The following is a 25,114-nucleotide window of genomic DNA, read 5'->3' as shown; positions in this document are numbered from 1 at the left end:
GCAGGATGGGTCGGGTGAACGCCCCTCGTCGTACCCTCCTCGTCCGGCTGGTCCTGACCAGCGCCCTCGTCGGCGGCGCCGGCCTCTGGCTGGTCCCGGGCTCGTCCTCCCAGGCGGTCGACGAGCCGCCGCTGCGACCGACCCCGCAGGCGCGGTGCGACGACGGCTCGCGGCCGGAGACCTCGATCCAGGGGCGCGTCCCGTCGCGCGACTACGCGTCGGGCCGTGCGGCCCGTGGCTACACCTGCAACACCCGCACGGTGTCGCACACCAACGGCTCGGGCGGCTTCAAGGTCTTCCGGTACGTCGACCACGCCGGTCACGTCTGCGCGGTCTACGACTCCACGCTGCTCTTCCCCACCGACCTGCCCTACAACGTGGGACGTGAGGGCCTCGGGACGATCGTGCTCGACATGAGCGACCCGGCGCACCCCCGCCAGACCGCGAACCTGCTCACCCCGGCGATGGAGAGCCCACACGAGTCGCTCTACCTCAACCAGCGCCGCGGGCTGCTGGCCGCCGTCGCCGGCAACCTCGCCACGGCGCCGGGCCAGGTCGACCTCTACGACCTCTCCGGCGACTGCCGGCAGCCGGTGCTGCTCTCCTCCGTGCCGGTCGCCGGCCTCGGCCACGAGAGCGGCTTCGCCCCCGACGGCCGGACGTTCTACGTCTCCTCCACCTCCGGGCAGACGCTCACCGCCCTCGACGTGACCCGGCCCCGGACCCCGCAGCCGATCACCACGAAGACCGGCGTGAACTACCACGGCCTCCGGCTCAGCCCCGACGGCCGCACGATGTACGTCGCCGAGATCGGCAACGCGACCCCGGGCGGGCCCACCTCCGTGGGCGGCCTCGCCGTGCTCGACGTCAGCTCCATCCAGGACCGTGAGGGCACCCCGACGTTCCGTCCGGTCTCGACCCTCGACTGGCGGCAGCGCTCGATCCCTCAGGCCGCCGACCCGATCGTCATCGACGGGCGGCGCTACCTGCTCGAGGCCGACGAGTTCGCCAACTTCACCCTCGGGCCGGACCTGGTGCTCGAGGGTGGCTACCAGGCCGACGCCCCGGTCGGGGCGTCACGCCTGATCGACGTCCACGACCGTCGCCGGCCCCGGGTCGTGTCGAACCTGCGCCTGGCCGTCCACCAGCTCGCGAACCGCGACGGTCCGCAGCAGGACGACCCCGGTGCCCGGAGCCCGGCCCAGGGGTACGCCGGCCACTACTGCTCGGTCCCCCGCTACCGCAACCCCGGCATCGTGGCCTGCAGCATGATCGCCAGCGGCCTGCGGATCTTCGACGTCCGCGACCCGCGGAACCCGGTCGAGGTCGGCTACTACAACCAGCCGACCGTGCCCGACGCCGCGGACCCGGCCCGCGAGGGCGCCTACGCGATGTCGGCGCCGGCCTACGACCTGAAGCGGCGCCAGGTCTGGTACTCCGACGGCAACAGCGGCTTCTACGTCGTCCGGCTGGCCAAGCGCATCGTGCCCCGGCACTACTGGGACTGACGCGGCGACTCCTCGGAAGGCTCCGTCGGCGGGTCCGGGTCCGGGGGCCCCATCTCCGCGCGTACGCCGAGCAGCCGCACGGCACGCGCGTGGTCGAAGCGCTCGAGCAGCACCTCGGCCGCGGCGGCGATGTCGTCGGCCTCGGCGGTCGGCGTCGGCAGGGTGAGGCTGCGCTGACGGGTCTCGAAGGGGACGTAGCGCACCTTCACGCCCACCCGGACGGCCGGGCGGCCCTCGCGGCGCAGGTCCTCGGCCACGGTGGCCGCGAGGCCACGCGCCTCACGTGACACCGCGGACCAGTCGGTGAGGTCGACCTGGAAGGTGGTCTCCCGGCCGTGGGCCCGCGGCACCCACGGGGTCGGGTCCACCGTCGAGGAGGCCACCCCGCGACCGGTCCGGCGCAGCCACGGCCCCGTGGTCGGGCCGAGCGCGTCCGCGAGCCGCTGGGTGTCGGCGGCGCCCAGCTGGGCCACCGTGTCGATGCCCAGGTCGGCGAGCCGGCGGGCGGTCTTGGTCCCGATCCCCCACAGCGCCGTCGTCGGCCGCTCCCCCATCACCGCCTCCCAGGCGTCGCTGGTCAGCCACCCGACGCCGCGGGGCTTGCCGAAGGACGTCGCGATCTTCGCCTGGAGCTTGTTGTCGCCGACACCGACCGAGCAGTGCAGGCGAGTGCGCTCCAGCACCCGGGCCTGCACCTCACGGGCCAGGGTCCCGGGGTCGTCGGTGACGGCGCCGAGGAACGCCTCGTCCCACCCCAGCACCTCGACCGGCAGGTCGAAGGAGCGCAGCACCGTCATCACCTCGGCACTCGCGGCGTCGTAGGCCGGCTTGTCGACCGGCAGGAACACCGCGTCGGGCGGCAGCCGCCGGGCTGCGACGCGCAGCGGCGTACCGGAGCCGACCCCGTGCTCACGCGCCTCGTACGACGCGGTCGCGACCACGCCCCGCTCGGTCGGGTCGCCCCGGCCCCCGACGACCACCGGTCGACCGGCCAGCTCCGGACGTCGCAGCACCTCGACCGCGGCGATGAACTGGTCGAGGTCGACGTGCAGCACCCAGGGCCGGGCGGCGTGCGAGGTCACGCCGCGATTCTCCCAGAGAGGTCCTGCCAGAGCGGTCCTGCCGGAGGGGTCCTCCCGGAGCGGTCCTCCCGGAGCGGTCCCGCCCGAGCGGCCGCGAGTAGCCTCCGACCCATGAGCGCCACGAGCACCGGTCCCGACGCGACGCCGTCCGACACCACCGCCGACGCGACCGCCGTGAGGGGAGCCGACACGGGAGCCGGTCCACGGACGGCCCTGGTCGTGGGAGCCGGTCCCGGGGTCAGCGGGTCGCTGGCCCGGCTGCTCGCCCGCGAGGGCTACGTGCTCGCGCTCGTCGGCCGTGAGGAGGAGGTGCTCGGCGACCTCGCCGAGCAGGTGGCCGCGCTCGCTCCCGACGCGCCGCGACCCCTGACCTCGGTGGCCGACGTGACGGACCACGCCGCGGCGGGCGCCACGCTGACGCGGCTCGCGGAGCAGCTGGGCCGGGTGGACCTGCTGCACTTCAACCCGAGCGCCTACCGGGCCCGCTCCCCGTTGGAGCTGACGCCGGCTGAGCTGGCCGAGGACGTCGCGCTCGGCGTCGGCGCCCTGCTCACCGCCGTCCAGGCCGCCCACCCGTTCCTGTCCCCCGACGCCCGCATCACCGTCACGGGCAGCGCCGCCGCGGACTCCCCGGACCCGTCGGCCGCGTCGCTGGGGGTCCAGAAGGCGGGGGTGCGCAACCTCGTGCGGAGCCTCGACCGTCACCTCGCCGACAGCGGCGTCCGCGCCGTCTCGGTCACCGTCGACGGGGTGCTGGCGCCGAAGGACCCCGGCTCGACCTTCCACCCCGACGTCGTCGCCTCGGCACTGCTGGCCGCGGCCCGGCAGCCGGTGGCGTCCTGGGCCAGCGAGGTGCGCCACCCCGCTCGGTGAGCCGCGACGGCCCGGGTCGGGGCGCGCCGGCGCGCGCCGGGGCGCGTCAGAGCTGGGTGAAGGCGAACGCGAGCATGACGACGATCAGCACCAGCGCGATGGCGTAGATCCAGCCCGTGCGCACGTGCCGCGGCGTCGAGAGATGGCCCTCGATGTCGGCCACCGCGTCCGCGCCGTGCCGCTCGCGCAGCACCGCCTGGATCCGCTCGAGGTAGTCGTCGACGGACCGCATCTGGTAGCGCCGCCGGAGCCGCGTCGCCTTGAAGCGGGCGTCGGCCACCTCGTACGGCGCCATCGCCGGCTGCGGGCGGTCGAGCGCCTTCCAGAGCTCGGCCAGGAACGCGTCCACCTCGTCGGCCCGGTAGCCCACCCCCAGCCCCTTGGCCCGTCGTGGCGGCTGGTCGGGCAGCTCCGCCGGCGTCGTGGGCTCTTCGGCGGACGTGTCGGCGGACGTGTCGGCGGACGTGTCGGCGGACGTGTCGGCGGGCGCGTCGGTCGCCTCGTCGTCGGCGTCGGGGGCGGACGCGTCGCGAGCGGGGGCTCCGGCGGTCTCGTCGTGGTCGGGCACGGGTCGATTGTGAGGCATCAGCGCCTCCGCCGGTGCACAACGGCGCGTCGGGCACCCCGGACCGCGTCCGGTCGGGGGCGGGTCAGGGCCGGTCCCGACCGAGCGGCGGGATCGCGTCGGTGGCCTCCAGGCTCCCCATCCCGGTGATGCGGAGCAGGTCGGCGATGATCGAGCGCAGCTGCGCCAGCACCACCTCGGCGGACAGCTCGTCGGTGCGCTCCACCCGCGAGCTCGCCTCGGCGAGGGCGACCAGCTCGGCCTGCAGCTCCTCGGGGTGCCGGTCTCCGCGCAGCTCCTCGGCGAGCCGGTCCACCAGGTCGGCCAGGTCGGCGCACAGCACGGCGTACCCCGGCGGCACGGGGTCGCGGCGGTAGGCCGCGACCGCGGCCCGGCGCACGAGCACCCGGGTGTTGCGCAGCGCCAGGTCGAGCGGCTCGACGAGCTCCGACATCTGGCGCACGGCCCCGCGGTGGCGCAGCCGGAACGGCGACGAGGCCACGACGGAGAGCCCCTCGCCGGCGGCCTGGGTGAGCTCGCCGATGAGCACGTCCGTGGTGCGGGCGTCGGAGAGCAGGTCGAGCAGCTCCTCCACGTCGCCGTCCCCGAGCCCCTGGCCGGCACCGCGCAGCAGCCCCGCGATCTTCTCGAGCACCCGCGCCGCCTGCAGCCCCGGTTGCCGCAGCGGCGCGCGCGGCACCACCGTCGCGGCGACCAGCGCGACCGCGCCCCCGACCAGCGCGTCGGTCCAGCGCAGCAGCGCCTGGCTGGGGTCGGTGATGAGGGAGGCGACCACGATCGACTGCACGGCCGCCTGGGTCACGAAGACGACCCCGGCGTCGAGCAGCAGCGCCGCGGACATCGCGAGCGCCACCACCACCGTCAGCTGCCACCACCCGCTGCCGATGCAGATGACGACGAGGTCGGCGATGAGCACGCCGATGGCGACGCCCAGGGTCACCTCCGCGACCCGTCGGAGCCGTTGGCCGTACGACGTGCCGAGGCTCACGACCGCCGCGATCGGGGCGAAGAACGGGTTGGGGTGTCCGAGCAGGTCGGAGGCGACGAACCAGGCCGCACCGGCGGCCAGCGCGGCCTGCCCGACGTGCCAGGACTTCGCCCGGAGCCGGGCCACCCGCGCGCGCGCCGAGGACCGGCCGCGGCGTACGGCGAGGTCCCACGCCGGTGTCGCGCCCGCGCCCGCGGGTCTGCTCGCCGTCATGGCCCCATCGTCCCGCGCACGGGCCCGCCTGGCGAACCGGGACCGTCATCGCGGTTTGGGCGTGCGTCCACGGCGCATGGTGGCAGTGCCGACGATGACTCAGGATGGCCGGGACGGCCGATGACCGGCCAGGGCCCGGCGAGGGTCGGCGGACGAGAGGACACCCATGTTCGTGCCGATGGACCCGACCGCGCAGGGCTTCATGCTGGCGGAGTCGCGCAACACCCCGATGCACGTCGGCGGGCTGCAGCTGTTCACCCCGCCCGACGGCGCCGGCCCCGAGTGGGGGCGCGAGCAGTTCGAGCGCTCGTTGCAGGTCACCGACATCGCGCCGCTCTACCTCAAGCGCCCCAAGCGCTCACTGACCACCGCCGGCACCTGGTTCTGGACCGAGGACGACGAGTTCGACCTGGAGTACCACGTGCGCCACAGCGCGCTGCCCGCCCCTGGACGGGTGCGCGAGCTGCTCGAGCTGTGCGGACGGCTGCACGGCACCCGGCTCGCTCGCGAACGGCCGCTGTGGGAGCTGCACTTCATCGAGGGCCTGCAGGACGGGCGCATCGCGATCTACAGCAAGCTGCACCACGCGCTCGTCGACGGCGTGGCCGCGATGCGGCTGCTCCAGGCCACCATGGACACCGACCCCTCCGTCACCGACACCCCGCCGGCGTGGGCGGCGCGGCAGGCGGCCGCGAAGGCCGAGCGGGACCAGGAGGAGACCAGCCAGCGCCTGATGGACCTCCCGGTGGGAGCGTTCCGCAGTGCGCTGGCGGTCAGCTCGGAGGCGGCCGGACTGCCCTTCGCGCTCCTCAAGACCCTCAACCGCGGCCTGCGCAACGAGACCGCACCGATCTCGCTCTACGCACCCCGCACGATCCTCAACCAGAAGATCACCGGCGCTCGGCGCTTCGCGGCGCAGCAGTGGTCGCTGGACCGCATCAAGGCCATCGGCAAGGCCTCCGGCACAACCGTCAACGACGTGGTGCTGGCCATGTGCAGCGGCGCGCTGCGGCACTACCTGCTCGAGATGGACGAGCTGCCGAGCCAGTCGCTGATCGCGATGGTGCCGGTCAGCCTCAAGCTCGACTCGGCCCAGTCGGCGGACGCCTCCGGCGGCAACGCGGTGGGCACCATCATGGTGAAGCTGGCCACCGACGAGCCCGACAGCGGTGCCCGCCTCGAGGCGATCCACCGCTCGGTCAACGCCGGCAAGGAGGCGCTGGCGAGCATGACGCCGACGCAGATCCTCGCCATGAGCGGGCTCGGCGTCAGTCCGGTCGTGCTGCAGCCGATGCTGCGGATGCAGGGCATCACGCGCCCGCCGTTCAACCTGGTGATCTCGAACGTGCCGGGTCCGCGGACGACGCTCTACATGAGCGGAGCGGAGCTGCAGGGCATGTACCCGATGTCGATCCCGGTGCACGGGCAGGCCATGAACGTCACCTGCACGTCGTACAACGGTATGATGAACTTCGGCCTCACCGGCTGTCGCCGGACCGCTCCGAAGCTGCAACGTCTGCTGACCCACCTCGACGACGAGCTGTCCGGCCTCGAGGAGGCCTGCGGCATCTCCGCCTGACGTCGTCGACGACGCGAGGCGGTCGGCCTGACGTCGTCAGGCGTCGCCGGCCTCCCGGCGCCGTCGTTCCTGCTCGGTCCGGCGCTGCTGCTCCGCGCGCTCGCGGACCCGGCGGAGGAACTCCTCGTCGGACTCCGCGGTGACGCCGGCGGCGCGGCCCGGTCGGTCGTACTCGGGGAACGCCGGGGCCTCCCGCTCGTGGGACGAGCGGCGCGAGCCGGCCGTGTCGGGGCGTCCCGCCACCAGCCAGGCGATGCTGCCGACCAGCGGGAACAGCAACACGAGGAACAGCCAGGCGAGCTTGGGGAGGTTCCGGGTGGCACCGTCGGGGGTGAGGATCACGCTGACCACGCAGTAGATCCAGAGCACCAGGATCACCGGCCCGGCGAATTCGACCAGTCGCAGCATGACTCCCCCTCGTCCGCGGACGGCCCGGCGTCGGCCTCCGTGGGCCGATGGTAGGGCTCGGACGGTCCGCGCGTCCGCGAGTCGCGGCGCGTCAGTCGTCGAAGAGGGCGCGGACGTCGTCGGCGGTCAGCGGCGTGCCCGCTCCCCCGCCGCCGTCGAGCACGCGCGCGAAGAGGTCGGCCTTGCGGGCCTTGAGCTCCATGACCTTCTCCTCGACGGTGTCGACCGAGACCATCCGGTAGACGATCACCGGCCGGGTCTGCCCGATGCGGTGCGCCCGGTCGACGGCCTGCGCCTCGACGGCCGGGTTCCACCACGGGTCCATCACGAAGACGTAGTCGGCCTCGGTGAGGGTCAGCCCCACGCCGCCCGCCTTCAGGCTGATGAGGAAGACGCCCGCGTCGCCCTCCTTGAACTCGCTGACCACCTCGCCCCGGCGGCGGGTGGCGCCGTCGAGGTAGGTCGAGGTGATGCCCTCGGCGTCCAGCCGGTCGCGCACCCGCCGCAGGAACGACGTGAACTGGCTGAACACCAGCGCGCGGTGGCCCTCGGCCAGGACCTCCTGCAGGTGGTCGACGAGGGTGTCGATCTTGGCCGAGCCGGTGCCGGCGTACTCCTCGGAGAGCAGGGAGGCGTCGAGGCTCAGCTGGCGCAGCCGGGTGAGCGAGGTGAAGATCGCCATCCGCTGCTTGTCGAAGTCGCCGAGCAGGCCGAGGACGTTCTGGCGCTCCCGCTGCAGGTGGGTCTGGTAGATCCGCCGGTGCCGCGGGGTGAGCGTGACCTCGAGGACCTGCTCCTGCTTGGGCGGCAGGTCGCGCGCCACCAGGTCCTTGGTGCGCCGCAGCAGGAAGGGCCGGATCCGGCGGCGGAAGCGCTCGAGGACCTGCTGGTCGCCCTCCTTCTCGACGGGGTTCGCCACCGCCTCGCGGAACCGGTCGGGGTAGGCGTAGAGCCCGGGCGCGACGATCGACAGCAGCGACCACAGCTCCATCAGCCGGTTCTCCATCGGGGTCCCGCTGAGCGCCAGCCGGAACGGTACGTCGAGCCGCCGGACGGCCTGGTAGGTCTTGCCCTCGTGGTTCTTCACGGTCTGGGCCTCGTCGAGGACCAGCCCGCCCCAGGAGCGCGCGGCGTACTCCGCGGCCTCCATCCGGTAGAGCGTGTAGGAGGTCACCACGAGGTCGGCGCCGTCGACGACCTGGTCGAGCCCCACCCCGCGGCGGGCGCGCGACTCGGTGACGGTGCGGGTGGTCAGACCGGGCACGAACGTGGCCGCCTCGTGGGCCCAGGTCGCCACCACGGAGGTGGGCGCGACGACGAGGAACGGCGCCGACCCCTCCCGCCGGGCGTGGGCGACGAGGGCCAGGGTCTGCAGCGTCTTGCCCAGCCCCATGTCGTCGGCCAGGATCCCGCCCAGACCGCGGGACCACAGGAACGCCAGCCAGCGGAACCCGTCGAGCTGGTAGGGACGCAGCTCGGCGTCGACGTCCGGCTCGACCTCGGGCAGGCCCTCCAGGTCGCGCAGCGCGAGCGCCGCCCGCGTCCAGGCCGACGCCTGGGCGTCGACGATGCCGAGGTCGGCGAGCTCGGCCCAGAGCCCGAGGTCGGAGCGGGAGACCCGCACCCCGTCGGTGGGCTGCTCGACCAGCTCGCGCGCCGCGGTCACCAGCGCGCGCAGCTCGGCGAACTCGGGCCGGTCGATGCGCACGTGGGCGCCGTCGCGCAGGATGATCCGCTCGGCCCCGAGCGTCATCGCCTCCAGCACCTGTGCCAGCCCGAGCGGCCGGGTGCCGATCCGGATCACCACCTGCAGGTCCAGCCAGTCGGTCGGGCTGCCCGGCCCGGGCTGCTCGGGAGCCGAGGTGAAGCTGACCTCCGGCTGCTCGTGGAGCTCGGTGAAGTCCGGACGGTGCCCGGTCTCCTCGATCTCCACCTGTCCCGACGCCTCCAGCGGCACGAGGGTGTCGTCGACGAACCCGATGACCGCAGGCCCGGTGATCACCTGCTCACCGATGAGCCCGTGCTCGCGACGCCCGCCGCACAGCCGGTAGGTCTGCTCCTCGTCGAGCCGCAGCGCGGCCAGGATCGAGGCCTCCTGCTCGGGCGCCCGGATCCCGCGCAGGCCCCGGGTGTCACCGAGGGCGTAGACCCGGTCGTCGGCCCCGGCCCGGTAGCGCCAGGACCACGACAGCGCCACCTCGTCGACCGCGGCCCAGGTCACCTCCAGCGCCAGGCGGGGGCGCGGGGCCTCGGCCACCACCACGCTGGCGTCGGAGGAGCCGACCGGCAGGTGGCGCTGCAGCCGGGGCAGGTAGTCGCCGGTGAGCCGCTCCCGCTCCCCCGCTGGTACGACGAACCGGTCGCCTGCCCGCAGCGCACGCCCGACCCGGGCCCCGACGGGCCGGTCGACCGGAGCCAGCAGCACGTCCCAGACCCCGTCCTCGCCGTCCCACAGGGCCACCCCGTGCCCCGTCGGCGCGGCGGCACGGGCGGACCCGGCCACCGGCGCCAGCACCTCGACCCGGGCGCCCGGGTGCCAGTCGCCGTCGAGCCGCACCCCGAGCCGGACGCCCAGGTCCTCCACCGGCCCGTCGGCCGGGTTCCCGGCCGCGAGGTCCGACGGCGCACCCGCCTGCCCGCTCACGTCGAGGGCCACCCGCGCCGTCGTCTCGGCCAGCCGCAACGACCGGACGTCCTTGCCGGGCACCAGCGCCACCCCGGTCGCGACCGCCGCGTCCAGCAGGGACCACAGCGACGGACCGAACGAGCCCAGCGCGAGCTGCGGCTCCGCGCCGGGCCAGGTCTGGCGGTTGGTCACCTGGTGGGCGGCCAGCAGCTGGGTCAGCGCGCGGGCCTGCGCGACGTCGACGTCGGCGCGGTGCTCGAGGTTCGGCACCTCGGTCCACGACACGTGGGTGCGGGCCCAGGTGCCCTTGAGGCTGCGCTGCACCGGCCGCACCCGGAGCCGGCCCGGTGCCGGTGCGTCGTCGGACCCGGCGGCGCGGCTGCGCCCGCTGCCCCACGCGCCCCGCCCGGCGCCCGCGGAGGCCTGCGACAGGCCGATCTCGAGCCCGAGGTCGCGGGTGGGCGTCGCCTGCTCCCCGGCGGCGTCGGCCAGCTCGTCGAGCACCTCGTCGAGGACCCGCTCCCAGTCCGGGCCGCGGCCCGCTCCACTCTCCTCCTGCTCGCGGGCGGCCACCACGACCGCGACGGCGTGCTTGCACAGCCGGCTGACCGGGCACGTGCAGCGGGAGTCGAGCCACGGCGAGCCGGGCTGGTCCACCAGCGTCACGCTCGTGGCGTAGTCGAACGTGCGACTGCCGGTGACGTCGCCCTGCAGCAGGGTGACCGCAGCACCGGAGTCCTGGACCTGGAGCCCCAGGACGGAGCCGGACAGGGCGTACTCGCGCCCCCGCTCGTAGGTCGCGCGGCCGAAGGTGCGGATCAGCTCCGGCTCGTCGAAGTGGCTCCAGATCGACATCACGGCGACCCTATGCGGCCCCACCCCCACGACGCCCCACGCGTGCGGTCACAGGTGCGTGCCGACCCCGGCAAACGACTGACAACGACGCCGAACCGGTGAAGTCTGGGTGAACAGGGCGGCGCAGGCCGTCACCTTCGCGCAGAAAGTGGGTTGGTGTACGTATGACCCCCCCGACCTCCCCGTCCAGCCCGCTCGCCCTGGACCGCCGTACCCTCATCGCCACCGCCGGAGCCTCCGCCGCCGCGCTGACCGTGGCCGGCGCCACGGGCGGCCCAGCGTCCGCCGCCAGCCGTCACTTCCGCCACGGCGTCGCCAGCGGCGACCCCCGTCCACGCAGCGTCCTGCTCTGGACCCGGGTCACCCCGACCGAGGCCGCCCAGCCCGGCAGCGGCGCCGGCCCAACCGTCACCGTCGGGTGGCAGGTCGCCACCGACCCCGACTTCCGCCGGGTGGTGGCGTCGGGTCGCGTGCGCACCGGCTCCGGGCGCGACCACACCGTCAAGCTCGACGCCCGTGGCCTCAGCCCGGCCACCGACTACTTCTACCGCTTCACCTACGGGGGCGGCACCAGCCGGACCGGGCGCACCCGCACCGCTCCGGCCGAGGGCGCCGACAACGGCCACCTCCGCTTCGGCCTGGTCTCCTGCTCCAACCTGCAGGCCGGCTTCTTCTCGCCCTACCGCCACCTCGCCGACCGCGACGACCTCGACGCCGTGCTGCACATGGGCGACTACATCTACGAGTACGGCCCCGGCGAGTACGGCTACGGCCAGGGCGAGGAGGACATCCGCCGCCACGACCCGCCGAAGGAGATCGTCAGCCTGCGCGACTACCGGCGCCGGCACGCGCAGTACAAGCAGGACCCCGACCTGCAGCGCCTGCACGCCAAGGCCGCCTTCGTCACCACCTGGGACGACCACGAGGTCACCAACGACCAGTGGCGCCGCGGCGCGGAGAACCACGACTCCTCCGAGGGCGACTACCTCGCCCGCCGGGCCCGCGCCCACCGCGCGTACGACGAGTGGATGCCGACCCGCATGGGCGACGCCGCCGCCGTCGGGGACGGCACCCGTCTCTACCGCCGGCTGCGCTTCGGCCGGCTCCTCGAGCTGTCCATGCTCGACCTGCGCACCTACCGGTCGAAGCAGGCCGCCGCTCCCGTGGAGCCGGCGGTCGACGACCCCGCGCGCACCATCACCGGCGACCGGCAGATGGCGTGGCTCAAGCAGTCGCTCGCCGAGGACCGCGCGCTGTGGAAGGTCGTGGGCAACCCCGTCATGATCGCGCCGGTGCGCCTGGCGAACCTGCCCGCCGATGCCCTGCAGGGCATCCAGGACACCACCGGGCTGCTGCCGCCGGAGGGGGTGCCCTACAACGTCGACCAGTGGGACGGCTACACCGCCGACCGGCGCGAGGTGCTCGCCCACCTGCGCGACCACGGCGTGCTCAACGCCGTCTTCCTCACCGGCGACATCCACTCCGCGTGGGCGTGCGACGTGCCGCTGGACGCCAGCACCTACCCGGTCACGGACTCCGTGGCCACCGAGTTCGTCTGCACGAGCGTGACCAGCAACAACCTCGACGACATCACCGGCTCGCCGCCGCGCACCTCGAGCATCGCGGTCGAGGAGGCGATCAAGACCGCCAACCGGCACATCAAGTACCTCAACTTCGACGACCACGGCTACTCGGTCGTCGACGTCACCCGCGACCGGCTGCAGGTCGACTACTTCGTGATCAGCGACCGCCGCGACCGCGACGCCGGCAGCCGCCGCGAGCAGAGCTGGGCCACCACCGTGAACTCCCAGAGCGTCACCCGGGTCGAGCAGGGGATCGACGGCTGATGTGCGACCTGCCGAGCTCCTCGTCCGGTGCTGGTCCTGACTCCGGTCGCTTCGGCGCGGACCTGGACCGCCGCACCCTCCTGCGCGTCGGCGGCGTCGCCGGCGCCGCGGGCGCCGCGACCCTCGTCAGCGCGGCCGTCGGCGCCCCGGCGTACGCCGCTCGCGGGCGTCGGCGCGCCTACGTCCTCGTCGTGGACGGCTGCCGGCCGGGCGAGATCACGCCCGAGCTGACCCCCACCCTGGCGAGCCTGCGGGCCGGCGGGTTCGACTACCCGCGCGCCCAGTCGCTGCCGGTCATGGAGACCATCCCGAACCACACGATGATGATGACCGGCGTGCGCCCGGACCGCACCGGCGTCCCGGCCAACACGGTCTACGACCGCGAGCTCGGTGAGGTGCGCACGCTGGACCGTCCCTCGGACCTGAGGTTCCCGACCGTCATCTCCCGGCTGAACCGGGCCGGCTTCACGACCGGCACGGTGCTGTCCAAGGAGTACCTCTACGGGATCTTCGGGGGTCGGGCGACCTACCGCTGGGAGCCGCAGCCGATCATCCCGATCAGCGGGCACGCCCCCGACGTGGCGACCATGGACGCCACCCTCGACATGGTCGAGGAGGTGGACCCCAACCTGGTCTTCGTCAACCTCGGCGACATCGACCGCTTCGGGCACTCCGACCTGACCGGGACCACGCTGCAGCTGGCGCGTCGCCTCGCGCTGGCCGACACCGACCTCCAGGTGAAGCGCTTCGTGGACCTGCTGCGCAGCAGCGGCCGCTGGGAGCGCTCGCTGGTGGTGGTCCTCGCCGACCACTCCATGGACTGGTCGACCCCCGACGCCGTGATCAACCTGAGCTCGGTGTTCGAGGCGAACGCCTTGCTGGCCGGGCGCGTCGCGATCGCCGACAACGGCGGCGCCGACCTCCTGTCGTGGACCGGACCGCGGGCCCGCCGTGACGACGCCCTGCGGACGATGCGCCGTCTCGCGCTGGCGACGCCCGGCGTGCTGTCGGTCCACCGTCCGGCCGAGCTGCGGCTCGGGCCCGAGGCCGGCGACCTGGTCGTCTACTGCCGCGCCGGGTGGCGCTTCTCCGACCCCGACTACACCTCGAACCCGATCCCCGGCAACCACGGTCACCCCGCGACGCTGCCGATCCCGTTCTTCCTCGCCGGCGGCGCGGACGCCGTACGCCGGGGGTCGTCGACCGCGCGGGCGCACACGATGGACGTGGCGCCCACGGTGGGCCGCTTCTTCGGCCTCGGAGCACCCCGGGGCGGGTACGACGGACGGTCGCGCCTGCCCTGACGCCTGCCCTGGAGGCCGACGGGACGGCGGGCCCGCGTCACAGGGACGCGGGCAGCTCTCTGACGACGCTGTCGACGACCGCCCGGAGGTCGCCCCCGGTGGCCTCGGAGACCCGGCGCTGCCGCTGGTAGGAGGCGCCCCGCTCGACGAGGTCGGCGACCGAGGCCAGCTCGGTGGTGCAGTCCAGCCGCTCGGCCACCGGCGCGAGGCGCTCGAGGAGGTCGTGCAGGTCGTCGGTCACGAGGCGCTCGGTGCTGTGCTCGTCGAGGATCACGATGGCGTCGAGGCCGTAGCGCGCGGCGCGCCACTTGTTCTCCTGCACGTGCCACGGCGGCATGGTCGGCAGGGTCTCCCCCGCGGCCAGCCGCGTGTCGAGGTCGACCACCAGGCACTGCACCAGCGCCACGAGGGCAGTCAGGTCGCGCAGGTCGGAGACCCCGTCGCAGACCCGGTTCTCCAGGGTCCCGAGGTGGCAGGCGGGGCGGACGTCCCAGCGGATCTCCGACAGCGTGTCGATGACCCCTGTGACGGTCTGGTCCTCGGCGAACCTCTCGAACTCCTCCCACCGGGTGAACTGGAAGGGCAGCCCGGCGGTGGGCAGCTGCTGGAACATCAGGGCGCGGTTCGACGCGTAGCCGGTGTCGGTGCCGGCCCACAGCGGGCTGGAGGCCGACAGCGCCAGCAGGTGGGGGTAGTGGTTGAGCACGGCGGAGAGCACGGGCATCACCCGCTCCCGGTCGGGCATCCCGACGTGGACGTGCACGCCCCAGATCAGCATCTGGCGCCCCCACCACTGGGTGCGGTTGATCAGCTCCTCGTAGCGGTGGCCCTCGGTGAGCTGCTGCTCGGACCAGGAGGCGAACGGGTGGGTGCCGGCGCCCATGAGGTCGACTCCCAGCGCGTCGGTGCTGCCGAGCACCACCTCGAGGGTGCTGCGCAGGTCGTCGGCGGCCGAGCGGACCGTGGGGCAGATGCCGGTCACCACCTCGACGGTGTTGCGCAGCAGCTCTTGGTGCAGCCGACCGGGGTCGGGCAGCCGGGGGCGCGCGGAGGCCAGCAGGTCGCCCGCGGTGTTGGACAGGTCGCGGGTCGAGCGGTCCACGAGCGCCAGCTCCCACTCGACACCGAGGGTGGGCGCCGGGGAGGGCGTGAAGTCGATCCGCACCGCACCAGCGAAGCACACGGTCCCGAGCCCTGGGGCCCAACGTCCTGCATGTCGTGACGGAGACCCCGAAGATCGGACATTCCTCCCAGACCGGTGTTCGGGATCACGTTTGATCCCCTACGCTTGGCGGGCATCTTCTTTCTCTTCTGGGGGGACCCTTTCCGTGATCGTCAAGCGCACCCGTGCAGCAGCCGGGCTTGCCACCGCCTTCGCTCTCATCGCCGTCACCGCTCCGGGAGGACCGGCGTCGCTGGTCAGCTCGTCCGAGCCGGTCGACACCGTGGTCCCGCCGACCGAGGACAGCGCTGACAGCGGCTTCGCCACCGGCGGGATCGACTACGAGCCCAGCGAGCGGGTCTCCGTCGAGGTGCCGGCCGTCGCCGGCCGCGACCTCGCCGCCGCCAGCCGCACCGTCGTCTCCCGCATGAAGGACCTCGAGGCCGGCACCATCTCCGACCGGGCCCTGGGCTCCTACGTCTTCGCCGCGCAGGCCATGCAGAAGGCCGACCCCGACTGCCAGGTGACCTGGTCGATGCTGGCCGCCATCGGCCGCATCGAGTCCGGCCACGGCACCAAGGACGGCGCGAAGCTGCGCAACAGCGGCAAGGCCGACCCGGCCATCCGCGGCGCCGTGCTCAACGGCCGCGGCGCGCTGCCCAAGGTCGCGGACACCGACGAGGGCCGCTTCGACGAGGACCGTCGCTGGGACCGTGCCGTCGGCCCGATGCAGCTGCTGCCCTCCACCTGGTCCTACGTGGGCGTCGACGGTGACGGCAACGGCAAGCGCACCCCCGACGACCTCGACGACGCCGCCCTGGCGGTCGGCGTGTACCTGTGCGCGGCGGCCGACAAGGCCGGCGACACGGGGAAGAAGGCCGACAAGGCCGAGAAGGACGCCGCCGCGGACAAGGGCATGCAGACGGCCCTGAAGTGGTTCAACCCCTCGCCCGCCTACAGCGTCCTCGCCACCCGCCTCGAGGCGGAGTACCTCGAGGCGTACGGCGTCACGCCGTACAGCGCCGCTCCCGGCGCCACCAGCCTGCAGGCGATCTCGCTGATCGCTCCGATGGCGCCGACGCTCACCGCCGACCGCGCCGTGGTCGCCGCCCGAACGGCCGCCGCGGTCAAGGACGCTGACGCCTCGACGGACAAGGGCGACACGGGTTCGTCCAACGGCAACGACAACGGGAACGGCCCCGGCACGGTTCCCGGCGGCGACGGCAGCACGCCTGCGCCGACCGATCCCACCGACGGTGGCCCGACCGACGGTGGGACCCCGACGGCCCCGCCCGTGGACGTGCCCACCGACGAGCCGACGGACCCGCCGGCCGAGGAGCCGACCGACCCGCCGGCCGACCCGCCGGCCGAGGAGCCGACCGACCCGCCGGCCGAGGAGCCGACGGACCCGCCCGCCCCGGCCGCCACCATCAGTGGTGTCCTCGAGCAGGTCGACGGCCTCTTCTACGTCAACGGCACCGAGATCACCGGGTTCACCACGGCGCAGCTCGAGCCCTACATCGGCCTGCCCGTCATCGTGACCTACGACCCCGACTCGATCACCTCGCAGTGACGCGCGGCGTCGACGCCTGACCCCAGCACGCACGACGAAGGGGCTGACCGGAGATCCGGTCAGCCCCTTCGCGCGTCTCGCGAGCAGTGTCCCTCAGGCGCCCTTGGGTCGCTTCGGCAGCTTCGGCAGCTGACTGGCGCCGCCGTGGAGCGCGTTGACGATCGTGGCCAGCGTGGTGTCGGTCTTCGCGGTGCGCGCGAAGGTGGTCAGCGCCAGCGGGGGCTTGAAGCGCTGACGCGCCACGGCCTTGGCGTAGGTGAACTCCTTGAGGCCGTCCTCGCCGTGGATCCGCCCGAAGCCCGAGTCGCCGACCCCGCCGAAGGGCAGGGACGGGATCGCGGCGAACGTGATGACGCCGTTGACGGCGGTCATGCCCGAGCGCAGCCGGCGCGCCAGCTCCGGGCCCCGTGCCTTCGAGAACACCGTGGAGCCCAGGCCGTACGCCGTGGCGTTGGCCAGCTCGACGGCCTCGTCCATGTCCCGGACCCGGGTGACGGCCACGGTCGGGCCGAACGTCTCCTCGGTGATGGCGGTGGAGTCGGCCGGCACGTCGGTCAGCACGATCGGCTGCACGGTCCGGTGCTGCCCGAGGTCGGCGACGTCGCCGAAGGTCACCGTCGCTCCCTTGGCGACCGCGTCCTCCACCTGGCCCTTGATGACGTCGACCTGGCTGGGCATCGTCATGGGGCCGTACTTGACCCCGTCGCCGGACCCGGCCCGCACGTCGCCGGCCAGCCGGGTCACCTCGCCCACGAAGTCGGCGTACACCTTCTCGTGGACGTAGACGCGCTCGACGCCGATGCAGGTCTGTCCGGCGTTGGAGAACGCGCCCCACACCGTCGCGTCGGCGGCGGCCGCCACGTCGGCGTCCTCGTCGACGAGCAGCGGGTCCTTCCCGCCGGCCTCGATGAGGACGGGGGTGAGGTTCTGCGCGCAGGCGGCCATCACCTTCTTCCCGGTCGCGGTCGAGCCGGTGAACGCCAGCTTGTCGATGGCGGACCCGCACAGGGCGGCGCCGGTCTCCCCGCGACCGACGACGACCTGGAGGAGGTGGCGCTGGGGCACGACCTCGCGCAGCGCGTCGGCCAGCCAGACCCCGACCCCGGGCGTCAGCTCGCTGGGCTTGAACACGACCGCGTTGCCTGCGGCCAGGGCGTAGCCGATGGAGCCCATCGGGGTGAAGACGGGGTAGTTCCAGGGACCGATGACCCCGATCACCCCGAGCGGGAGGTACTCCAGCGTGGCGGCCTGGTTGGCCATGAGGGGGCCGGAGGAGACCTTGCGCGACCCCAGCACCTTGGGGGCGTGCTTCGCGGCCCAGGCGAGGTGGTCGACGGTGAGGGCCACCTCGAGCATGGCGTCGGAGTGCGGCTTGCCGGTCTCGCGGTGCACGACGTCGGCGAGCTGGCCCGCGCGGCGGGCGATGACGCCGCGCCACTGGTCGAGGATCTCCTTGCGGCCCTCGAAGCCGAGCCCGCCCCACCAGGCGGCGTCCTCGCGGGCCCGGGCGACCGCGGCCCGGACGGAGTCGTCGTCGTCGACGGCGTAGGCGCCGACGAGGTCTCCGGTGGCGGGGCTGTGGACCTCCAGCACGTCGTCGCCGGTGGCACCCTGGGCGTCCAGCGCCTCCGGTCGGCTCAGCTCGGGGCGGGTGCGCTCGGGGCGGGTCAGGGAGTCGGTCATCGGGCGTCCTTCGTCGAGGAGGTGGGCGAGCCGGCGGTGCGGCCCCGCAGCAGGTCGGCGGCCTTCTCGCCGATCATGACGGTGGGGGCGTTGGTGTTGCCCCGGGTGACGACCGGCATCACCGAGGCGTCCGCGACGCGGAGTCCCTCGACGCCGCGCACCCGCAGCTCGGGGTCGACGACCGCCTGCTCGCCGCTGCCCATCGCGCAGGTCCCCACCGGGTGGTAGAGCGTCTGGGTATGGGACCGGACGAGCTCGACGAGATCCTCGGTCGTGGGCTTCGCGACCGACGGCAGGAACGGCGCGGCCAGGTGGCGCGCGAAGGGGCCCGCCGAGGCGATGTCGAGCATCCGCTCGAGCCCCGCCACCACGGCGTCGAGGTCGGCCTGGTCGTCGTAGTAGGCCGGGTCGATGTCGGGGTGCCAGCGCGGGTCGGCCGAACGCAGCCGCAGCTGGCCCCGGCTGGCCACGCTGACCAGGGTGGCGGCGGTCGTGACCTTGCGCGTGGTGGGCTCGTGGAGACCGTTGTCCCAGAAGCCCGCGGGCGCGACGTGGACCTGCATGTCCGGGGCCTCGAGGTCGTCGCGGGTGCGCCAGAAGGCGCCGCCCTCCCCCACGTTGCTGGTCAGCGGACCGCGACCGGCCTTGGCGAGCAGGAGGTTCTTGAGGTTGAGGAACTCCGCGACGTCGGTGGTGTCCTTGGTGTGCCAGATCATCGGCACCGCCGGGTGGTCGTGGAGGTTTTGGCCCACGCCCTCGAGGTGCGCCACCACGTCGATGCCGTGCTCGCGCAGGTGGTCGGCCGGACCGATGCCCGAGAGCATGAGCAGCTGCGGGGAGTTCACCGCGCCGCCGGACAGCACCACCTCGGCACCGGCCCGGGCGACGTGCTCCCTGCCCTCACGCTCGTAGGCGACCCCGACGGCGCGGCTCCCCTCCACCACCACGCGGGTGACGTGGGCGCCCGTGAGCACCGTCAGGTTGGGCCGGTCGAGGGCCGGCTCGAGGTAGCCCTTGGCCACCGACCAGCGCCGGCCCTTCTTGCAGGTGACCTGGTAGAGCCCGGCGCCCTCCTGCTCGGCACCGTTGAAGTCGTCGGTCGGCTTGATGCCGGAGGCCACCGCCGAGTCCACCCACCACTGCGTCAGCTCGTGGGTGAAGCGGCGGTCCTCGACGTGCAGGGGTCCGTCCTGGCCGTGGAACGGCTCCCCCAGCCGGGTGTTGCCCTCGGCCCGGACGAAGTACGGCAGGACGTCGTCGTACCCCCAGCCGGTGGCGCCGTGCGCGTCGCGCCAGCCGTCGAAGTCGGCGCGGTTGCCGCGGATGTAGATCATGGCGTTCATCGACGAGCAGCCGCCGAGCGCCTTCATGCGCGGCCAGTAGGCGCGTCGCGCGTGCAGCTGCTTCTGCTCCGAGGTGGAGTAGTTCCAGTCCCACTTGGTCTTGAACAGGTTGGGGAAGGCGGCGGGGATGCTGATCTCGTCGGCCTCCGCCTCGCCCCCGGCCTCAAGCAGGAGCACCGAGACACCCGGGTCCTCGGTCAGCCGCGCCGCGATCACCGCCCCCGCGCTGCCGGCTCCGACGATGACGTAGTCGTGCGTCTGTGGGTCCACGGCCCGAACCTACGCGGCGGGCGTGTGACCGACAACACGAACGACGCGAAGCCCCCCGCAGGGGTGGCCGGTCCGCGCCTAGAATCCTCGGCATGGCGTCGGACCTCCCCACCAGCTCCGCAGGACCTCGTCGCTGGCTCAACGCCGCGGTCGTCGGGCAGGAGGTCACCCGGGAGACCTACGCCCTGGCCGCCCGCGAGAAGCTGGAGCAGACCGCCGGCACGTACGGCGAGACGGTGTCGCTGCGCGACCTGGCCGCCTGGGTGCAGGAGCGCAGCCTGATCCGCACCAAGCAGCTCCCGATGAGCTGGATCGGCGACGTCCTCGGCCGGGTGGGCCGCGCGTGCGTGGAGCGGCGCGAACCGCTGCTGTCGTCGCTGTGCGTCGACGCGAAGGGGCACGTGAGCCCGGCCTACGCGCTCTCGGTCGAGGTGCTGCGGCACGAGCAGGTGGGCGACCCCGACGAGCACGCCTCCCACGAGCGGCTGGCGTGCCACCGCTGGTTCGGCGCCGAGCTCCCCGAGGGCGGGGGTGGCCCGGTCGTCACCGTGCGGGCCGCGGCACCGCGACCGGAGCGGTCGACTCGGGTCCCGGGGGCCCGGGCGGCGACGCCCCGGACCGCGACGTCGTCGCGGTCCACGGCTGCGAGCGTCGCGAAGGCGGCGCCGGTCGAGAAGCCGTTGGCGATCTGCCCCGTGCACTTCACGGAGCTACCCGCCACCGGCGTCTGCGACGACTGCGACTGACCGGCCGGCCCAGGGGGCCGACCGGTCAGGTCGAGCAGGTCGAGCGGGTCGTGGTCAGCGGCCGCGCGAGCGGTTGCCGGAGAACGAGGCGGCGCTGTGCGAGCCACCGGACGAGCCGGTGCGGGTCGCGGCGCCGCTGCCGCCACGACGGGGTCGGCCCGCTCCCGAGCGGGACTGGCCGCCCTGGCCGCCCTGGCCGTTCTGGCCGGACGAGCCGCCCTGGCCCGACGGACCGCCGCGACGCGAGCGGTTGCCACCCGAGCCGCCGGAGCGCCCCCCGCCCGAGCGACCGCCGGAGCGGTGTCCGGGCTGGTTCGGCACGTTCGGCATCGAGGCCGCGATGGTGGCCGCGTCGGCGTACGTGCGCTCGCCGGGCGCGATCGTGCGCAGCAGCGGGTGGGTGCCGTCGACGCGGGTGCGCGTCGCGCTGATCCCGGCCTTCTTGGTCATGGCGCGGACCTCGGAGCGCTGGTGGTCCAGCACGATGGTGACGACGGTGCCGGCGGCACCGGCGCGCGCGGTGCGGCCCGAGCGGTGCAGGTAGGCCTTGTGCTCGGTCGGCGGGTCGGCGTGGATGACCAGCGAGACGTCGTCGACGTGGATGCCGCGGGCGGCGATGTCGGTGGCGACCAGCGTCCCGCCGTTGCCCTCGGAGAACGTCGCGAGGTTGCGGGCCCGGGCGTTCTGCGACAGGTTGCCGTGCAGCTCGACGGCCGGCACGCCGCCGGCGTTGAGCTTGCGGCTCAGCGCCTTCGCGCCGTGCTTGGTGCGGGTGAAGATGACCGTCCGGCCGGGCGCCGCGGCCAGGTCGGAGATCACCGTCATGCGCGCAGCGGTGTCGACCTCGAGCACGTGGTGCTCCATGTTCGTCACCGGCGACTGCGCGGTGTCCACGCTGTGCACGACCGGGTCGGTCAGGAAGCGCTTGACCAGCACGTCGACCGCGTTGTCCAGGGTGGCGGAGAACAGCAGCCGCTGACCGTTGCGCGGGGTCTGGTCCATGAGGCGGCGGACGCCGGGCAGGAAGCCCAGGTCGGCCATGTGGTCGGCCTCGTCGAGCACGGTGACGCTGACGCCGCCGAGGTCGACCGCGCCCTGCTGCATCAGGTCGGTGAGGCGACCCGGGCAGGCGATGACGATGTCGACGCCCCGACGCAGGGCGTCGATCTGGCGACCGGCGGAGACACCACCGAAGACGGTCGTGCTGCGCAGCCCGGTGGCGCGCGCGAGCGGGGCCAGTGCGGTGTCGATCTGCGTGGCGAGCTCACGGGTGGGGACGAGGATGAGGCCGCGCGGCTGCTTGGGCCGACGGGCGGCGCCGGGCTGGGACAGCCGGGTCACCAGCGGCAGCAGGAAGCCGTAGGTCTTGCCGGAGCCCGTGCGGCCGCGGCCGAGGACGTCGCGGCCGGCGAGCGCGGGCGGCAGCGTGGCCGCCTGGATCGGGAACGGCTCGGTGATGCCCTGGTCGGCCAGGGCGGTGACGACGGCAGCCGGGAGGCCGAGGTCGGCGAACGACGAGCCGGACGCGGGGGTGGACAGGGTGGACGGGGGGCGGGAGTCCGCCATGAGGTATCTCCAGAAACGTCGATGGGTCGTCCTGCCCGGCGCGGGCAGAGGGCCCGCGGCGCTGGTGGATGACGAAGAGTCGACGGCCCGAGGCAGAACAGAAGGGGCCGGACGCGCCCGTTGCCGGGCAGACCCGAGCCTAGCGTGCTCCGAGGACAACACCCGCATCGCCGCCCCGGGGGCGTGGTGCATCACACACCCCGGGACGGCGATCGGTCGTTCCACCGATCCTGCGGGTCAGCCGCGACCCTGCACCAGCGTGTTCTCACCCGACCCGCCGTCGAGGACGTCGGTGCCGTTGCCCCCGCGCAGCACATCGTCGCCCGACCCGCCGAGCAGCCGGTCGGCGCCGTTGCCACCCTCGAGGACGTCGTCGCCGGCGCCCCCGCAGACCACGTCGTCGGCGTTCAGGCCCGTGACCGTGTCGTCGCCGCTCAGCGCGTGGACGACGTCCGGTCGGGCCGTGCCCCGCAGGACGTCGTCGTCCTGGGTGCCGATCAGCGTCGGCACGCGGCCGTCGCACGGGTACGCCGCCGGGGTCGGCACCTCGAGGTCGAGGCCCAGCACCAGCGGGTCGTGGTCGCTCGAGCGGAACGCGTCGGGGGCGTAGAGCGCCGGGTCGCCGGTGTACTGGTAGGCGAAGGACTCGACGGCGTTGACGTTCCAGTGCGCCAGGTCGGTGACCTTCTCGGTCAGCGACGCGGTGGACAGAGCGTGGTCGAGCGAGCCCGACTGCTCGTCGAACACGTAGCTGTAGCGACCGGCGTCGAGCAGGTCGCCGAGGTCGTCGAACCCGGCGTCGCGCAGGCGCTCGATCGGGTCCTCCTGCGTGTAGGCGTTGAAGTCGCCGAGCAGCAGGACGTCGTCGTCCTCGGTCTCCGCGCGCAGGCTGTCGGTGAACGCAGCCAGCGAGGCCGCCTGCCGGGTCCGGTCACCGTTCCACTGGCCCTGCCCGTCACCGGCGTCCGCGTTGTCGCCGGTCGACTCCCCCGCGCTCTTGGACTTGAAGTGGTTCGCCACGACGGTGAACACGTCGTCCTCGGCCGGGGCACGCCCCGTGAAGGTCTGGGCGATCGGCTCGCGCGCGTTGAACCAGACGTCCTCGTCGACGAGGCCGACCGGGTCGCCGACGGGACGCACCGCGGCCGGCTTGAAGATGATCGCGTTGCGGATGGCGTCGCGGTCGACGCCGTACAGCTCCTCGGGCATCGGGACGTAGTCCCACGTGCCCGCGCCGGCGTCCGCGTTGAGGCGGCGCACCAGGTCGGCCAGGGCGGCGTCGGCGTTGCCGGGGGCGTAACCCGTGGAGTCGGTGTCCTCGATCTCCATCAGCGTCACGACGTCGGCGCCGAGCGCGTTGACGGCGGGCACGATCTTGCCGGCCTGCTTCTCCAGCTGGGCGGCGGTGCGAGCGCCGCGGGCGTCCGGCCCCGACAGCGTCAGGAAGTAGTTGAGGACGTTGAACGCTCCCACCTGGACGTCGCCGCCGACAGGGTCGGGGGTGGCCTGCCGCGTGTTCTGCGGGGCGAAGACGCCGTCGGCGGTGCCGTCGGCGGGCTGCAGCCGCCACTGCGAGAAGCCGTAGCCCAGCACCAGCGGCTCGGTGAACGACAGCTCGTCGCCCACGCGGACCGGCGTGCGCGGGGACAGGTAGGGCCGGGTGGTCGTGCTCACCCGCGCGCTCCGGCCGTCGTCGAGCACGATGCGGCGCAGGGTGTTCTGATCACGGATGGCCTCGGCCTCGGGTCCCGGGCGGGCGAGCTCGGTGGGCTGGACGAGGAGACCGCCCTCGGAGAGGGTCAGCTCGCCGAAGCTGGTGAGGTCGAAGACCTCGCTCACGGTCAGGGTGTCGACCGGCTCGACGCGCATGCCCTCGAACGGCTCGCGCTCGGCGTCGGAGGCGGGCAGGTCGAGCCCGGCGGGCGCGGGCAGGTCGGCAGTCGTGCCGTCGGCGCAGACCTCGACGTCCTCGCGCGAGCCGACCTGCGTCTGGCCCCCGAACTCCGCGACCGCGCCGGCGACAGCGACCTCGTCGCCGAGGTCCACCTCGGCCGGGCTGAAGACGAACAGCCCGTCGCTGGTGGCGTCGTCGCCGTCGCCCGCGTCCTGCAGGTAGAAGCCGCTGAACCCGGGAAGGTCTCCGACGACCGTGCCACGGACCACGACCTGCTGCCCGACGAGCGGGCTGGCAGCACCGTCGCCCTGGACCTGACCGATGCGGTGGGTGGGGGTGAGGTCGCAGACCTCGGGCTCCGGCTCGGGCTCCGGCTCCGTGCCCCCGGCGTTGACCTGCCCCTTGCTCGCCGGGGCAGGACCGGACCACACCAGGCGGTCGGACGCGGCGTCGTACGTGCGCTGCAGCGACTGCCCGACCGGCTCCGTGCCGGCCTCCCTCACCCCGATGTCGGTGCTGGTCGATCCGGCAGCCGGGCCGCCGCCGGCGGTCGTGACCCCTTCGTAGGAGAGGAACTCGAGCACCTGGCCCCCGCGCACGAGGGCGATCGCGTCACGTTCGCCGTTCTGCAGGCCGTTGGCCGGGTAGCCGACGGCGACGGCGAGCGACTCGTCCGCCGGAGCGGTCCGTGCGGTCACCGCATCGGTGTCGTAGGAGGGTGCGGCGTTCGCCGAGCTCGTGCCGTTGTAGAGCACGAGGCTGAGACCCTCGCTCGACGTACCGGGCGGGAGGGTGACCTCGACGAACTCGTCGACGTCGTTGCCGGTGTTGTCGTAGTGGATCTCCGAGATGTACGGCGCGGTGGGGGCTGCGGCCGAGGCCGGCACGGGACTGATGAGTCCGGTGACGACCGCCGCCGTGGTGCCGAGAGCCAGGACCAGGGGTGTTGTCCGGGTGCGAGAGCGCACAGGTGGTGCCTTTCCGAGGGGGGATGACCCCGCGGACGCT

At 73.7% G+C, this 25,114-nt stretch carries 17 protein-coding genes; 7 read left to right on the top strand and 10 right to left on the bottom strand.

Annotated elements, in window-relative coordinates; genetic code table 11:
• Positions 1-14: 14 nt before the first annotated feature.
• Entirely contained in the window at positions 15-1,508 is a 1,494-nt protein-coding gene (locus G7072_RS07360) for a PD40 domain-containing protein (protein WP_166084987.1), read from the top strand.
• Here the strand turns inward: G7072_RS07360 and G7072_RS07355 are convergent.
• Entirely contained in the window at positions 1,496-2,590 is a 1,095-nt protein-coding gene (locus G7072_RS07355) for a DNA polymerase IV (protein ID WP_166084984.1), read from the bottom strand. The genes G7072_RS07360 and G7072_RS07355 overlap by 13 nt on opposite strands.
• A 111-nt stretch (positions 2,591-2,701) precedes the next feature.
• On the opposite strand from G7072_RS07355, the gene G7072_RS07350 reads away from it, so the two are divergent.
• Positions 2,702-3,463, top strand: a complete 762-nt coding sequence (locus tag G7072_RS07350; protein ID WP_166084982.1) for an SDR family NAD(P)-dependent oxidoreductase — start codon at positions 2,702-2,704, stop codon at positions 3,461-3,463.
• A gap of 46 nt (positions 3,464-3,509) precedes the next feature.
• On the opposite strand, the gene G7072_RS07345 is transcribed toward G7072_RS07350, so the two are convergent.
• Entirely contained in the window at positions 3,510-4,031 is a 522-nt protein-coding gene (locus G7072_RS07345) for a hypothetical protein (RefSeq protein WP_166084980.1), read from the bottom strand.
• An 82-nt stretch (positions 4,032-4,113) separates the two neighbouring features.
• On the bottom strand, positions 4,114-5,250 hold the full coding sequence (locus tag G7072_RS07340) for an FUSC family protein (RefSeq protein WP_166084978.1): 1,137 nt from the start codon (positions 5,248-5,250) through the stop codon (positions 4,114-4,116).
• Between the two features lie 166 nt (positions 5,251-5,416).
• Here G7072_RS07340 and G7072_RS07335 point away from each other — a divergent pair, with 166 nt between their 5' ends.
• Positions 5,417-6,829 (top strand): wax ester/triacylglycerol synthase family O-acyltransferase, encoded by a 1,413-nt coding sequence (locus tag G7072_RS07335; RefSeq protein WP_166084976.1) that lies wholly within the window; start codon positions 5,417-5,419, stop codon positions 6,827-6,829.
• Between the two features lie 36 nt (positions 6,830-6,865).
• Here the strand turns inward: G7072_RS07335 and G7072_RS07330 are convergent, their stop codons facing one another.
• Complete coding sequence (locus tag G7072_RS07330; protein WP_166084974.1) at positions 6,866-7,237, bottom strand: PLDc N-terminal domain-containing protein; 372 nt, start codon at positions 7,235-7,237, stop codon at positions 6,866-6,868.
• A gap of 91 nt (positions 7,238-7,328) precedes the next feature.
• Positions 7,329-10,718 (bottom strand): DEAD/DEAH box helicase, encoded by a 3,390-nt coding sequence (locus tag G7072_RS07325; RefSeq protein WP_166084972.1) that lies wholly within the window; start codon positions 10,716-10,718, stop codon positions 7,329-7,331.
• A 164-nt stretch (positions 10,719-10,882) separates the two neighbouring features.
• Between G7072_RS07325 and G7072_RS07320 the strand changes: the two genes are divergently transcribed.
• Together G7072_RS07320 and G7072_RS07315 are read left to right on the top strand one after the other, a co-directional pair.
• Positions 10,883-12,565: an alkaline phosphatase D family protein gene (locus G7072_RS07320; RefSeq protein ID WP_166084970.1), complete on the top strand. Its 1,683-nt coding sequence runs from the start codon at positions 10,883-10,885 to the stop codon at positions 12,563-12,565.
• A complete protein-coding gene (locus tag G7072_RS07315; RefSeq protein ID WP_166084968.1) occupies positions 12,565-13,869 on the top strand; it encodes a nucleotide pyrophosphatase/phosphodiesterase family protein in 1,305 nt (434 codons plus the stop codon). Before G7072_RS07320 ends, G7072_RS07315 begins: the two co-directional genes overlap by 1 nt.
• Before the next feature lie 37 nt (positions 13,870-13,906).
• Here G7072_RS07315 and G7072_RS07310 read toward each other — a convergent pair whose 3' ends face one another.
• Positions 13,907-15,034, bottom strand: coding sequence for a glutamate--cysteine ligase (locus G7072_RS07310; RefSeq protein ID WP_166084967.1), 1,128 nt, complete (start codon positions 15,032-15,034; stop codon positions 13,907-13,909).
• Positions 15,035-15,197: 163 nt separating this feature from the next.
• Between G7072_RS07310 and G7072_RS07305 the strand changes: the two genes are divergently transcribed.
• A complete protein-coding gene (locus tag G7072_RS07305; RefSeq protein WP_166084965.1) occupies positions 15,198-16,604 on the top strand; it encodes a lytic transglycosylase domain-containing protein in 1,407 nt (468 codons plus the stop codon).
• Positions 16,605-16,697: 93 nt separating this feature from the next.
• Here G7072_RS07305 and G7072_RS07300 read toward each other — a convergent pair whose 3' ends face one another.
• Both G7072_RS07300 and G7072_RS07295 read right to left on the bottom strand, forming a co-directional pair.
• A complete protein-coding gene (locus G7072_RS07300; protein WP_166084964.1) occupies positions 16,698-18,287 on the bottom strand; it encodes an aldehyde dehydrogenase family protein in 1,590 nt (529 codons plus the stop codon).
• Entirely contained in the window at positions 18,284-19,900 is a 1,617-nt protein-coding gene (locus tag G7072_RS07295) for a GMC family oxidoreductase N-terminal domain-containing protein (RefSeq protein WP_166084962.1), read from the bottom strand. The genes G7072_RS07300 and G7072_RS07295 overlap by 4 nt, the downstream gene beginning before the upstream one ends.
• 92 nt (positions 19,901-19,992) lie before the next feature.
• Here G7072_RS07295 and G7072_RS07290 point away from each other — a divergent pair, with 92 nt between their 5' ends.
• Positions 19,993-20,646 carry a hypothetical protein gene (locus tag G7072_RS07290; protein ID WP_166084960.1) on the top strand — a complete coding sequence of 218 codons (654 nt, stop codon included), beginning with the start codon at positions 19,993-19,995 and terminating at the stop codon, positions 20,644-20,646.
• A 54-nt stretch (positions 20,647-20,700) separates the two neighbouring features.
• On the opposite strand, the gene G7072_RS07285 is transcribed toward G7072_RS07290, so the two are convergent.
• Together G7072_RS07285 and G7072_RS07280 are read right to left on the bottom strand one after the other, a co-directional pair.
• Positions 20,701-22,212: a DEAD/DEAH box helicase gene (locus G7072_RS07285; protein WP_206063315.1), complete on the bottom strand. Its 1,512-nt coding sequence runs from the start codon at positions 22,210-22,212 to the stop codon at positions 20,701-20,703.
• Positions 22,213-22,449: 237 nt separating this feature from the next.
• Positions 22,450-25,074: an ExeM/NucH family extracellular endonuclease gene (locus G7072_RS07280; protein WP_166084958.1), complete on the bottom strand. Its 2,625-nt coding sequence runs from the start codon at positions 25,072-25,074 to the stop codon at positions 22,450-22,452.
• Positions 25,075-25,114: the final 40 nt, after the last annotated feature.

It is taken from the genome of Nocardioides sp. HDW12B, assembly GCF_011299595.1.
Taxonomy (GTDB): domain Bacteria; phylum Actinomycetota; class Actinomycetes; order Propionibacteriales; family Nocardioidaceae; genus Marmoricola_A.
The sequence above is the reverse complement of the archived record's forward strand: the minus strand, read 5'-3'. Positions and strand labels throughout refer to the sequence as shown.

What these genes read in the sequence shown, in the direction of transcription:
- G7072_RS07315 (WP_166084968.1), top strand. Translation starts at nt 12,565, where the DNA reads ATGTGCGACCTGCCGAGCTCCTCGTCCGGTGCTGGTCCTGACTCCGGT.
- G7072_RS07330 (WP_166084974.1), bottom strand. Translation starts at nt 7,237, where the DNA reads ATGCTGCGACTGGTCGAATTCGCCGGGCCGGTGATCCTGGTGCTCTGG.
- G7072_RS07320 (WP_166084970.1), top strand. Translation starts at nt 10,883, where the DNA reads ATGACCCCCCCGACCTCCCCGTCCAGCCCGCTCGCCCTGGACCGCCGT.
- G7072_RS07335 (WP_166084976.1), top strand. Translation starts at nt 5,417, where the DNA reads ATGTTCGTGCCGATGGACCCGACCGCGCAGGGCTTCATGCTGGCGGAG.
- G7072_RS07350 (WP_166084982.1), top strand. Translation starts at nt 2,702, where the DNA reads ATGAGCGCCACGAGCACCGGTCCCGACGCGACGCCGTCCGACACCACC.
- G7072_RS07325 (WP_166084972.1), bottom strand. Translation starts at nt 10,718, where the DNA reads ATGTCGATCTGGAGCCACTTCGACGAGCCGGAGCTGATCCGCACCTTC.
- G7072_RS07300 (WP_166084964.1), bottom strand. Translation starts at nt 18,287, where the DNA reads ATGACCGACTCCCTGACCCGCCCCGAGCGCACCCGCCCCGAGCTGAGC.
- G7072_RS07340 (WP_166084978.1), bottom strand. Translation starts at nt 5,250, where the DNA reads ATGACGGCGAGCAGACCCGCGGGCGCGGGCGCGACACCGGCGTGGGAC.
- G7072_RS07290 (WP_166084960.1), top strand. Translation starts at nt 19,993, where the DNA reads ATGGCGTCGGACCTCCCCACCAGCTCCGCAGGACCTCGTCGCTGGCTC.
- G7072_RS07285 (WP_206063315.1), bottom strand. Translation starts at nt 22,212, where the DNA reads ATGGCGGACTCCCGCCCCCCGTCCACCCTGTCCACCCCCGCGTCCGGC.